Origin of the sequence: Streptomyces sp. NBC_00203, assembly GCF_045206325.1 — a bacterium.
GTDB lineage: Bacteria > Actinomycetota > Actinomycetes > Streptomycetales > Streptomycetaceae > Streptomyces > Streptomyces lutosisoli.
Genome location: NZ_CP108126.1, coordinates 4,729,240 through 4,740,954 on the forward strand (window position 1 = coordinate 4,729,240; position 11,715 = coordinate 4,740,954).

General features: G+C 71.4%; 10 protein-coding genes. 5 read left to right on the plus strand and 5 right to left on the minus strand.

Annotated elements, in window-relative coordinates; genetic code table 11:
* Positions 1-52: 52 nt before the first annotated feature.
* From OG975_RS21165 to OG975_RS21175, 3 genes are all read right to left on the minus strand, one after another.
* Entirely contained in the window at positions 53-655 is a 603-nt protein-coding gene (locus OG975_RS21165; RefSeq protein WP_406330876.1) for a GNAT family N-acetyltransferase, read from the minus strand.
* Positions 656-880: 225 nt separating this feature from the next.
* Positions 881-1,273, minus strand: coding sequence for a Zn-ribbon domain-containing OB-fold protein (locus OG975_RS21170; protein WP_406330877.1), 393 nt, complete (start codon positions 1,271-1,273; stop codon positions 881-883).
* A gap of 80 nt (positions 1,274-1,353) precedes the next feature.
* The gene (locus OG975_RS21175) at positions 1,354-1,806 is read right to left on the minus strand and encodes a DoxX family protein (RefSeq protein WP_406330878.1); all 453 of its coding nucleotides are present in this window, start codon (positions 1,804-1,806) and stop codon (positions 1,354-1,356) included.
* A gap of 256 nt (positions 1,807-2,062) precedes the next feature.
* On the opposite strand from OG975_RS21175, the gene OG975_RS21180 reads away from it, so the two are divergent.
* From OG975_RS21180 to OG975_RS21195, 4 genes are all read left to right on the plus strand, one after another.
* Positions 2,063-3,268: a flavin-containing monooxygenase gene (locus OG975_RS21180; RefSeq protein ID WP_406330879.1), complete on the plus strand. Its 1,206-nt coding sequence runs from the start codon at positions 2,063-2,065 to the stop codon at positions 3,266-3,268.
* A gap of 208 nt (positions 3,269-3,476) precedes the next feature.
* On the plus strand, positions 3,477-4,985 hold the full coding sequence (locus OG975_RS21185; RefSeq protein WP_406330880.1) for a flavin monoamine oxidase family protein: 1,509 nt from the start codon (positions 3,477-3,479) through the stop codon (positions 4,983-4,985).
* Between the two features lie 334 nt (positions 4,986-5,319).
* The gene (locus OG975_RS21190; protein ID WP_406330881.1) at positions 5,320-7,545 is read left to right on the plus strand and encodes an acetate--CoA ligase family protein; all 2,226 of its coding nucleotides are present in this window, start codon (positions 5,320-5,322) and stop codon (positions 7,543-7,545) included.
* Between the two features lie 67 nt (positions 7,546-7,612).
* Positions 7,613-8,518 (plus strand): enoyl-CoA hydratase/isomerase family protein, encoded by a 906-nt coding sequence (locus tag OG975_RS21195; protein WP_406330882.1) that lies wholly within the window; start codon positions 7,613-7,615, stop codon positions 8,516-8,518.
* 46 nt (positions 8,519-8,564) lie between these two features.
* Here the strand turns inward: OG975_RS21195 and OG975_RS21200 are convergent, their stop codons facing one another.
* Positions 8,565-9,533: a hypothetical protein gene (locus tag OG975_RS21200; protein WP_406330883.1), complete on the minus strand. Its 969-nt coding sequence runs from the start codon at positions 9,531-9,533 to the stop codon at positions 8,565-8,567.
* Positions 9,534-9,684: 151 nt separating this feature from the next.
* Here OG975_RS21200 and OG975_RS21205 point away from each other — a divergent pair, with 151 nt between their 5' ends.
* The gene (locus tag OG975_RS21205; protein ID WP_406330884.1) at positions 9,685-10,314 is read left to right on the plus strand and encodes a flavin reductase family protein; all 630 of its coding nucleotides are present in this window, start codon (positions 9,685-9,687) and stop codon (positions 10,312-10,314) included.
* Between the two features lie 12 nt (positions 10,315-10,326).
* Here the strand turns inward: OG975_RS21205 and OG975_RS21210 are convergent, their stop codons facing one another.
* On the minus strand, positions 10,327-11,700 hold the full coding sequence (locus tag OG975_RS21210; RefSeq protein WP_406330885.1) for an MFS transporter: 1,374 nt from the start codon (positions 11,698-11,700) through the stop codon (positions 10,327-10,329).
* Positions 11,701-11,715: the final 15 nt, after the last annotated feature.

Consider the following 11,715-nt stretch of genomic DNA (forward strand, 5'->3'; position numbering starts at 1 on the left):
GCCCGCGAACGAACGATCGCGTACGAACGACCGCCGCCCGGAGTCAAAGGAGTCAGGGCGCCGGCGGCTCAGGATCTGTCGCCAGCCGTCCGTGCAGATGTACGTCCCGGAACGCGTCGTGCCGTCCCGCCTCGAACATCGCGCCGCGCAGCGTCCCCTCGTACCGGAATCCGCAGCGTTCGGCGACGCGGCAGGAGATGTCGTGGTCGATCGCGTGGCCCAGGTCCAGGCGGTGCAGGGCGAGGTCGGTGAAGGCGTAGCGGGCGGCGAGGGTCAGGGCGCGGGCGGCAACCCCGCGGCCGCGGGCCTCCGGCAGGACCCAGTAGCCGACGCGGGCGCAGCTCAGGATGTGGTTGATGTCGTTGACGCCGACGTGGCCGAGCAGTTCGCCGGTGTCCGCGTCGGTGACGCAGAAGGAGACCGAGGTGCCGCGCTCCGCGCTGTCGGTGCGTGCGAGGAGCGACTCACGGGCGCCGTCGATGTCCCGGATGAACCTGAGCGGCGTGTTCCAGCGCTGGAACTCCGGATCGGACAGTCCCCGCAGGTACGCCGATACGTCGGCGTCGGACTCCGCGTTCCAGGGGCGCAGCCGCAGACCGTGGCCGTGCAGCTCGGGGAAGGGGTGGGCGGCGAACTGTTCGTGGACTTCGGACATCCAGCCATTGAAACGCGTCGGCCCGCTCGGGTCACACCCCGGGCGCCCCCGGCTCACGCCCAGGGCGCCCGAGACGCCCAAGGCGCCGCATGAGTGCCCTGAGGAGGCTCTGCCTTTATGGGAATCCCTCGAAGGGCGCGGAGGTGCAGAGGAGGCGCCCGCGCACGGGGAACGCGCGGGGCGCGAAAGGTACGGATGAGGCGCGCGGGGCGCGAAGGGCGCGCGCTACCTCGGTCGGAACACCGGCACGCCCGCGCGGAAGGTGACCTCCAGCTCCATCCCGATCCGCAACGCGCCCCCCGCTCCCCCCTCGACCCCCTCGCACTCCACCACCTCGGTCATCATCCGCGGCCCCTCCTCCAGGTCGACGACGGCGGCGACGTACGGCACGCGCTCCCCGAACGGCGGGAGGTCGTTGCGGTGCACGACGGACCAGGTGTAGAGCGTGGCGCGCCCGCTCGCGCGCTGCCAGCTCACGCCGTCCTCGCTCCAGCAGTGCGGGCAGAACTCCCGGGGATAGTGGTGGACACGGTCGCAGGCAGCGCAGTGGCGGAGGAGCAGCCGCCCCTCGGCGGCCGCGTCCCAGTAGGGCCGTGTGAAGGCGTCGGCCTCGGGCAAGTCGAACCGATCGGCCCCCGCACCACTACTCCCACTCCCACTCCCACTCCCACTCCCACTCCCACCCCGCACCGCCCCGCTCACTGGAACAACCCGAACGCGTCGTCCAGCGACCACGTCTGCCACGACATCCCGAACAGCCCGACGACCGAGATCAGCGCCATCATCGAGTTCTGCCCCTGCTCGGCCCAGTCGTGGATCATGAGGACGAGGTAGAGGACGTTCAGCAGAAGCCCTCCGACCAGGGCGACCGGCGTCAGCAGTCCGGCCACCAGCCCCAGTCCGAGCGCCAGCTCCGCGTACACGACGACGTACGCCATCGTCCGTGGCCGCGGCGCCACCACCACATCGAACCCGGAGCGCACGGCGTTCCACCGGTGCTTCGCCGCGACGTCCACCGCCCACGCGATCCCGGTCCCCCGCTCGAACCAGTCCTTCTTGTCCTTGTGCCGCCAGCTCTCCAGCCACCACAGCCCGAGCCCGATCCGCAGCACGGCCAGCCACTCCGCGCCGCTGAGCCAGATCGTGTCCATGGCCGAACCTCCTGCCGCACGCGGTATCTGACGGTACGTCAGTTCAGCGCACGGAGACACGCCGGCGCAAGAGGCGTACACCGTCGACTCCCCGCCGCCGCGCGAGGCGTACGCGCCCTCTCCTCCACGCCCCCACCACAACCAAGTGACCTACGCCACCAGCCCCACCCACTCCTCCTACAGCCGTGATCAGTTCGCAACCGATTCCGGTCTTGACCGAGACCTATCAAGTGAGGACGTGATTACGCTCGCGCTCATGGCCGACTCGACTGCTTCCTCGACACCCCGCACGGTGCCGTCCCACGAAGACCGCCCCGTGTACGTGATCGGCGGCGGCCCCGGCGGGCTCGCGGCGGCGCACGCGCTGCGCGCGCAGGGCGTGCGGGCCGTCGTGCTGGAGAAGTCCGACAAGGTCGGGGCGTCCTGGCGGCGCCACTACGACCGGCTGCATCTGCACACCACGCGGCGGCTGTCCGCGCTGCCGGGGCTGGCGATGCCGCGCGCGTTCGGGCGGTGGGTGTCGCGCGACAACGTGGTGCGCTACCTGGAGAAGTACGCCGAGTACCACCAGCTGGAGATCGTCACGGGCGTCGAGGTCTCGCGCATCGAGCCCGCCCCGGGCGGCGACGGCTGGCTGCTGCACGCCACCGGCGGGCGCGAGCTGACCGGCAGCGCGGTGGTCGTCGCCACCGGCTACAACCACACGCCCCACGTGCCCGACTGGACCGGCCGCGACACCTACACCGGCGAACTCCTGCACGCCGGCGACTACCGCAACCCCGCCCCCTACGCCGGCCGCGACGTCCTCGTCGTCGGCGTCGGCAACACGGGCGCGGAGATCGCCGTGGACCTGATCGAGGGCGGCGCCCAGCGCGTACGACTGTCCGTGCGCACCGCGCCGCACATCGTGCGCCGCTCGACGGCCGGCTGGGCCGCCCAGTTCACAGGCATCGTCGTACGCCGGCTGCCGGTGGGCCTCGTCGACAAGCTCGCCGGGCCGATGGCCAAGCTGAGCGTGCCGGACCTGTCGGCGAAGGGGCTGCCCCGCCCCGACACCGGGCTGTACTCCCGCGTCAACGAGGGCTCCATCCCCGTCCAGGACGTCGGCCTCATCGACGCCGTCCGCAAGGGACAGGTCGAGATCGTCGCCGCCGTGGACGGTTTCGAGGACGGCAAGGTCGTCCTCGCCGACGGCGACCGGATCGGCCCGGACGTGGTGATCGCCGCGACGGGTTACGTACGTGCCCTGGAGGGCGTCGTCGGCCACCTCGGCGTGCTCGACACCCGCGGGCGCCCGGTGGTGCACGGCGGGCGCACCCCGAAGAACGCCCCCGGCCTGTACTTCACCGGCTTCACCAACCCCATCAGCGGCATGTTCCGCGAACTCGCCCTCGACGCCGAGAAGATCGCCAAGGCGGTCGCCCGCACCACGGCACGCAAGCCCGCGCCCGCCGAGCGGTAACCCTCCCCTCCCCTTTCGCCTTCCTCTCCCTCTCCCTGTCGTACGAACTCTCAACTCCTTGATGTACGCGGCTTGTTACGCGTGCGTCAGATGTGCCGAGAGTGCTGTACCGAACCAGCCACGGGGACCAGAATGCGAGCCCTGCTCACTTTCCGGTTCCAGCTCCCTCCACCTCTCGTACTCGACTCGTATCGACGGAGGATGAAACGTGGCACGTGAAAGACAGCTCTCCCGGCAGCCCTCGTCCCGGCTCACCCGGCGTTCCCTGCTCGGCGGCGCCGCCGTGACGGGGGCGGCCACCCTCGTCGGTGCCGGCGCCGGCACCGCGGCCGCCGCGACCCGCGACGCCGATGTCGCCGTCGTCGGCGCCGGGCTCGCCGGGCTCACCGCGGCCCGCGACCTGGTCGCGGCCGGCAAGTCCGTGGTCGTCCTGGAAGCACGCGACCGCGTCGGCGGCCGGGTCGTCAACCTGAAGCTGACGAACGGCGGTTTCACCGAGGGCGGCGGCGAGTTCATCGGCCCCACTCAGGACCGCATCAAGGCCCTCGCCGACAGCCTGGGCGTGGCGACCTTCACGACCTACAACACCGGCAAGAACCTCCTCTACAAGGACGGCAAGAAGACCGCCTACGCCACCGACGGCCTCCTCGGCTCCGTCCCGCCCATCGATGTCGCCGGGCTCGCCAACGCCGCCATAGTGCAGGCCGAACTCGACGACATGGCGGCGCAGATCCCGGTCGACGCGCCCTGGACCGCCGCCAAGGCCGACGAGTGGGACAAGCAGACCTTCGAGAGCTGGCTGAACGCCAACGCCGTCATCCCCTCCGCGAAGTTCCTCTTCGACGTCGCCTGTACGTCGGTCTTCTCGGCCCAGCCCCGTGAACTCTCCCTCCTCTACGTGCTGTTCTACATAGCCGCCGCCGGCAACGAGTCCAACGCCGGCACCCTGGAGCGCCTCACCGAGACCGCCAATGGCGCCCAGGAGTCCCGCTTCGTCGGCGGTTCCCAGCAGGTGCCGATCAAGCTCGCCGCGGCCCTCGGCAGCCGGGTGGTGCTCAGCGCCCCGGTCCGCTCCATCACCCTCTCGGGCAGCAAGTACCTGGTCGCCGCCGACGGGCTCACGGTCACCGCCCGCCGTGTCGTGGTCGCCCTGCCGCCACCGCTGGCCGCGCGCATCGCGTACGACCCGCTGCTGCCCGCCGACCGCGACCAGCTCAGCCAGCGGCTGCCGATGGGCTCGATCGGCAAGGCGATCGCCGTCTACGACACCCCCTTCTGGCGCGCCGACGGTCTCAACGGCCAGGTCGTCAGCGACACCGGCATCGTCCGCTCCACCTTCGACAACTCGCCCCCCGACGCCTCCTACGGCGCCCTGATGGGCTTCATCGAGGCCGACGAGATGCGCGCGTTCGACGCCTCGACGGTCGACGAGGTGAAGGCGGCCGTCCTGAAGGACTACGCCACCTACTTCGGCGACAAGGCCAAGTCGCCCACCTCCTTCGTACTCCAACGCTGGGACAACGAGGGCTTCTCCCGTGGCGGCCCGGTCGCCTACGCCCCGCCCGGAGTCCTCACCGAGTACGGCCCGGCCCTGCGCGGGCCCGTCGGCGGCATCCACTGGGCCGGCACCGAGACCTCCACCTACTGGAACGGCTACATGGACGGCGCAGTCCGCTCCGGCGAGCGGGTGGCGAAGGAGGTCCTGGCGGCCCTCTGACGGCCCTGGGACACCGCTGAGACGCCGCTGGGACGCCCCTCGCGCGGCCCACAGGCGGCCCACAGGCGGCCATCGGACGGTTCCACCTTCCTCCGCGGCGGGTACGTACCAAGTGCCCGCCGCACGCCTTTTCGCGCCCGGCGCTCGAACACTCCGCACTCGCTCCAGCCTCGCTTTAGCCTCGCTCCACCCCCGCTCTACGCCTGCTCCACCCCCGCTCCCCCTCCCCCGTGCGCAGCCTTTGCCTGCACAACAGTTCCTGACACGGCGTCAGTTAAGTAATCTGACACTGCGTCAGTTAAAAGTTGGCTGTCACACAGGAGCGGGCGGACCGATGCTTGGATCAACCCACGGCACCCTCACCACCGACTCCCGCCGGGCCCGGGTCATCGCCTGCGGCGAGCAACCCTCACCGGTCGTGCACGGCCGCCCGGCCGAGGTCGACGACCTGGACGTCAGCGGGCGTCCGCTGTACGCCGACGTACCCGACCTGGACCGCTTCTTCCGTCCCGAGTCCGTGGCCGTCATCGGCGCCTCGGACGCCGAGGGACGGCCGAACACCGGTATCACCCGGCAGTTGATCGCCTGGGCCGAGCGGGTCGGCGCCCGGCTGCACCCCGTGCACCCGACCCGGCCGGCGGTCTTCGGCATACCCTGCTCCCCTTCCGTCGCGGACCTGCCCGAGCAGATCGACCTGGCCGTGCTCCTCGTCGGCGACCCCCTTCCCCTGATCGGGGAACTGGCCGAGGCCAAGGTGAAGTTCGCGGTCGCCTTCGCCTCCGGGTTCGCCGAGACCGGAGCCGAGGGCGCCGCCGAGCAGACCCGCCTGGCCGCCGCCGTCCGCCGCTCGGGCCTGCGGCTGCTCGGGCCCAACACCAACCTCAACGCCTTCGAGAAGTTCCGCGACGACCTCGACGGCCCGGCCATCGCGCTGATCACGCAGTCCGGGCACCAGGGGCGGCCGGTGTTCGCGATGCAGGAGCTGGGTGTGCGGCTCTCCCACTGGGCACCCACCGGCAACGAGGCCGACCTGGAGACCGCCGACTTCATCTCCTACTTCTCCGAACAGTCCGAGGTCGGTGCCATCGCCTGCTACGTCGAGGGGCTGAAGGACGGCCGCTCCTTCCTGCTCGCCGCCGACCGCGCCGCCCGGCGTGGAGTACCCGTCGTCGCCGTCAAGGTCGGCCGCACCGAGACCGGCGCCCGCACCGCCGCCTCACACACCGGCAAACTGACCGGCGCCGACACGGTGGTGGACGCCGCGATGCGACAGTACGGCGTGATCCGCGTCGACGGACTCGACGAACTCCAGGACACCGCGGCCCTGCTGGCCCGCGCACGCACCCCGCAGGCGGACGGCGTCGTCGTCTATTCGATCTCGGGCGGCACGGGCGCGCACTTCGCGGACCTGGCGAGCGAGGCCGGGCTCTCCCTGCCCACACTGTCCTCCGGCAAGCAGACCGAACTGCACCAGTGGATACCCGAGTACCTGAACGTCGCCAACCCCGTCGACAACGGCGGCCACCCCGTCGGCGACTGGCGCGGCCGGAAGATCATCGACGCGATCCTCGCCGATCCGGAAGTGGGGGTGCTGATCTGCCCGATCACGGGCCCCTTCCCGCCGATGAGCGACAAGCTCGCACAGGACCTGGTGGACGCGGCGGAGCAGACGGACAAGCTGGTGTGCGTGGTGTGGGGGTCGCCGGTCGGCACCGAGGCCGCGTACCGCGAGACGCTGCTCGGGTCGTCGCGGGTCGCCACCTTCCGTACGTTCGCCAACTGCATCACCGCCGTCCGCGCCTACCTGAACCACCACCGGTTCGTCTCCGCGTACCGCTCCCCCTTCGACGAGGCACCTCGCACCCCCTCGCCCTCCTTCCGCAAGGCGCAGGCGCTGATGCGTCCCGGCCAGCAGCTGAGCGAGCACGCGGCCAAGCAGCTGCTGCGGGCGTACGGGATCCGCGTGCCGCGCGAGCAGCTGGTGACCAGCGCGGCGGCGGCCGTGCGGGCGGCGAGCCTGGTCGGCTACCCGGTGGTGATGAAGGCCTCCGGCGCCCAGATCGCCCACAAGACCGAACTCGGCCTGGTGAAGATCGGGTTGACCTCCGCCAGCCAGGTCCGCGACGCCTATCGCGAGCTGACCGACATCGCGCGCTACGAAGGGATCACGCTCGACGGGGTGCTCGTCTGCCAGATGGTCGAGCGCGGCGTCGAGATGGTCGTCGGCGTCACGCACGACCAGCTCTTCGGGCCGACCGTGACCGTCGGACTCGGTGGCGTCCTCGTCGAGGTACTGCGCGACGCGGCCGTCCGCGTGCCGCCGTTCGGCGAGGACCAGGCGCGGGCCATGCTGTCCGAACTGCGGGGGCGGGCGCTTCTCGACGGGGTGCGCGGGGCTCCGCCCGTCGACGTGGACGCCCTGGTCGAGGTCGCCCTCCGGGTGCAGCGCATGGCGCTCGAACTCGGCGACGACATCGCGGAGCTGGACATCAATCCGCTGATGGTGCTGCCTCGGGGGCAGGGGGCGGTGGCCCTGGACGCGTTGGTGGTGTGCCGCTGAGCGGGCGCGCACCGCCCAGCTCCAGCGCAGAAGGCCCACCACTCCCCGTACGAAACGGAGTACCCCCATGTCCGACTCCCCCCGTGAATCCAGCGATTCCAGCGATACCCGTGAATCCCCTACATTCCGTAAGTCCCGTGAGACCCGTGAGAGCCCTGGATCTCCCGAACTCCCCGAAAAGTCCCTCGACTCATTGATACTTCACGCCACTGACAACGCCGTCTCGTGGATCACCCTCAACCGGCCCGAGGCGATGAACGCCCTCACCTGGGACCAGCGGGAACGCGTGATCGCGCTGCTCGCGGAGGCGTCCGCCGACCCGGGTGTACGGGCCGTCGTGATCACGGCGACAGGCCGCGGCTTCTGTGCGGGCGCGGACCTGCGGGGCGGGCCGCCCGCCGGGGAGCGGGTGGCCGGGGATGTCGCCCGGACCATCCGGCTCGGCGCCCAGCGGCTGATCGCCGCAGTACTGGACTGCGAGAAACCGGTGATCGCGGCGGTCAACGGCACGGCGGCCGGGATCGGCGCGCACCTCGCGTTCGCCTGCGACCTCGTACTGGCCGCGGATTCGGCCCGGTTCATCGAGGTGTTCGTGCGCCGCGGGCTCGTCCCCGACGGCGGCGGGGCCTATCTGCTGCCCCGCCTGATCGGTCCGCAGCGCGCGAAGGAGTTGATGTTCTTCGGCGACGCATTGACGGCCGCGGACGCGGAACGGCTCGGCCTCGTCAACAGGGTCGTACCGCCGGAGGAGCTGGAGAAGACCGCCCGGGAGTGGTCCGAACGCCTCGCCGCCGGCCCGACTCGCGCCCTCGCCCTCACCAAACAGCTGGTCAACGCCTCCCTCGACACCGACCGCACGGCCGCCTTCGCCGCGGAGGCGGCCGCGCAGGAGATCAATATGACGACGGCGGACGCCAACGAGGGGGTCGCGAGTTTCGTGGAGCGGCGGAGCCCTCAGTACAAGGGCCGGTAAGTCGGTCCTGACGAGAGGATGAGTCAGTCCCGACGAGAGCTTGTCCTCAGTCCCGCTTCAGGATCCGCAGATCCCCCGAGTCGGGGTCGCCGAACAGCACGAACAGCTCGGGACGGCGTTCGCTGCCGCCGATGGTCCAGTACGTGTCGTGGCCGCAGTCCTTGATGCGTACGACGACACCGTCCCGCTGCGAAGGGTCGTCCACGTCGGCGTACGGGGCGTAGCGGCCCTCGGTCTCGAGGAACCAGCTGCCGGTCCCGGCGCACCGTATGAAGTCCTTGGTCCTCACGTCCTGGAACTCGGGCTCGGCGGGGAGAGCGGTGAGTTCGGCCCGGCCGCCGGCGCGAAGCCGCAGTACGGCCCCGCCGTCGCCCCGCCAGACCCCGGCGAGCTGCCCGGCGGACAGCTGTGGGGGCTCGTACTCCTTGATGAGTCCCGTGGACAGGCCCACCCCACCCGCGAGGGCGACCAGCACGCACGCTCCGAGGGACGCGAGTGCCGAGCGGATCCAGATGCGGCGGCTGCGCGGGGCGCGGCCCGTGGCGCGCTCCCGCCGGCGGACGTACGCGACGGCCAGCGCGGGCAGGACACCCGACGCGGCGATCAGCAGGGCGGGGGTGCCGGTGGGCGAGAGGCCGCCGAGCGCGACGGCGACGGCTGCCCAGAGCGCGCCGAGCAGGACCGCGAACGCCAGGTGCCAGGCAGTCTCGGGACCGCGCACGCGCCGGGTCGCGAGGCGGGCGAGCGTGGCGGCAGGCATCGTGTGCGCCGCCGCGTGCAGCAGGCCCAGGGCGGCGAGGAGCGGCGGGCCGAACACGAGCATGCACAGCAGCCCGACGGCGGCGAGTCCACCGCCGGACCCCGCGCCGTGGGTGTCGTCGTCGAATGTCCCGACCCACCAGATCGCGCAGGCCACCGCGAGCTGCGCGGCGCAGACCGCCGCGGCCACGTTCAGTTCGGCGTTCGCCCAGCTCAGCAGGGAGCGCTTGGGCCGCCATGTGTTTCCCCACCCCATGGGGCGAAAGATAACGCGGGGCGTGGTGCGGGTCCGTGGGAGGGGTGGGAAGGGGTGGGAGGGGTGCAAGCACGGCATCTCGCCCCTTCCCAACTGATGCCCAGCACAGCTCTTCCTATCTGACACCCCGTCAGCTTCAATGGTTGATGTGATGGGACACGCAGGGATGGCCGCCGCCGCCGTCCGCTACCTCAGGTCGGCCGGGGCCCCCACCGTCGCGGGGCCCGTCGAGGTGTTGCCGCGCCCGGATCTGCGCGCGGTCGGAGACGACGAACGCGCACCGGTCGATCAGACCGAATTCCGCCGCGTACTGGGGAACTTCGCGACCGGCGTGACCGTTGTCACCGCACCGCCCACCAATGGCGGAGGCGGAGAAGGAGCGGGTGACGGTGCAGGCCCGGCCGGCTTCGCCTGCCAGTCCTTCTCCTCCCTCTCCCTCGACCCGCCGCTGGTCTGCTTCATGGTCGGCCGTACGTCGACGACCTGGCCCCGGATCGCGCGCGCGGGCGTCTTCTGCGTGAACGTCCTCGGCGCCCACCAGGGCGACCTGTGCCGCGGCTTCGCGGTGAGCGGCGCGGACAAGTTCGCCGGGGTCGTGTACGACGGGGCGCCGGTTTCCGGCTCCCCCCGCCTCGCGGGCGCCGCGGCCTGGATCGACTGCACGATCCACGCGGTGCACACGGGAGGGGACCACCTGATCGTGGTGGGCCGGGTGGACGCGCTCGGGACCGGCGACGGCGACATGGCGCCGCTGCTGTTCCACAAGGGGCGGTTCCTCTAGGCGACTGCCTGGTCAGGCCAGGGCCGCCGCCACCCGAACCGGCCGGCGCCGGATCACCAGCGCCATCAGCGCCGCCACCGCGCACAGCGCGCCCGCGGAGTACCAGACCACGTTGTACGAGCCGAAGACATCCCGTGCGACACCGCCGAGGAAGGCGACAAGGGCGGCGCCGACCTGGTGGGAGGCGAGGACCCAGCCGAAGACGATGGCGCTGTCCTCGCCGTACTGCTCGCGGCACAGGGCCAGGGTGGGCGGGACGGTGGCGACCCAGTCGAGGCCGTAGAAGACGATGAAGAAGATCATCGGGGGGCGCACGGTCGGCTCGAGGAGCATCGGGAGGAAGAGGAGCGAGATGCCGCGCAGCGCGTAGTACACCGCCAGCAGCCGGCGAGGCTCGAAGCGGTCGGTGAACCAGCCGGAGGCGACCGTCCCGACCACGTCGAAGACGCCGATGACCGCGAGCAGCGAGGCGGCCGCCGTGATCGGCATGCCGTGGTCGTGGGCGGCGGGCACGAAGTGCGTCTGGACCAGGCCGTTCGTCGAGGCGCCGCAGATCGCGAAGGTGCCGGCCAGCAGCCAGAAGGGGCCGGTGCGGACCGCCTTGAACAGGACGGTGACCGTACGACGGGCCGCGCCCGTCACCGGCGCGGGCTTGGGTACGAACTCCGGCGCGCCGTACGGCTTCACGCCCACGTCCGCCGGGTGGTCCCGCAGCAGCAGCCATACGAAGGGGACGACCGCGAGGGCCGCGAGGGAGACGGTCACCGAGGCGGGACGCCAGCCGTGCTCCGTGACGATCCACGACAGCAGCGGCAGGAAGATCAGCTGACCCGACGCCGAGGCCGCCGTCAGGATGCCCGTCACCAGGCCCTTGCGCTCCGTGAACCAGCGGTTGGTGACCGTCGCCGCGAACGCCAGCGCCATCGAGCCGGAGCCGAGGCCCACCAACAGGCCCCAGCAGAGCATGAGCTGCCAGGCCGCCGTCATCCACACGGTCAGCCCGGAACCGACCGCGATCACGGTCAGGGCGACCGCCACCACCCGCCGGATGCCGAAGCGGTCCATCAGCGCGGCCGCGAACGGTGCCGTCAGCCCGTACAACGCGAGGTTGATCGAGACCGCCGCGCCGATCGTGCCGCGCGACCAGTGGAAATCGTGGTTCAGCGGATCGATCAACAGCCCCGGCAGCGAACGGAACGCCGCCGCGCCGATGATCGTCACGAAGGCCACGGCTGCCACGAACCACGCACGGTGGATACGGGGATCGGAGGAACGGGCGGATCGGGGTCGGGAATCCTCCACGACCTCGGTGGCCTCGCTGGCTTTGGTCGCCTCGATGGCCTCGGTGGCTCCGGCGGCTCCGGCGGCTTCGGTTGTCTGGGTCACGACATAGAGCTTCGG

Coding starts and splice junctions, on each gene's coding strand:
- OG975_RS21190 (WP_406330881.1), top strand. CDS start 5,320: ATGCTTGGATCAACCCACGGCACCCTCACCACCGACTCCCGCCGGGCC.
- OG975_RS21180 (WP_406330879.1), top strand. CDS start 2,063: ATGGCCGACTCGACTGCTTCCTCGACACCCCGCACGGTGCCGTCCCAC.
- OG975_RS21175 (WP_406330878.1), bottom strand. CDS start 1,806: ATGGACACGATCTGGCTCAGCGGCGCGGAGTGGCTGGCCGTGCTGCGG.
- OG975_RS21195 (WP_406330882.1), top strand. CDS start 7,613: ATGTCCGACTCCCCCCGTGAATCCAGCGATTCCAGCGATACCCGTGAA.
- OG975_RS21205 (WP_406330884.1), top strand. CDS start 9,685: ATGGGACACGCAGGGATGGCCGCCGCCGCCGTCCGCTACCTCAGGTCG.
- OG975_RS21200 (WP_406330883.1), bottom strand. CDS start 9,533: ATGGGGTGGGGAAACACATGGCGGCCCAAGCGCTCCCTGCTGAGCTGG.
- OG975_RS21165 (WP_406330876.1), bottom strand. CDS start 655: ATGTCCGAAGTCCACGAACAGTTCGCCGCCCACCCCTTCCCCGAGCTG.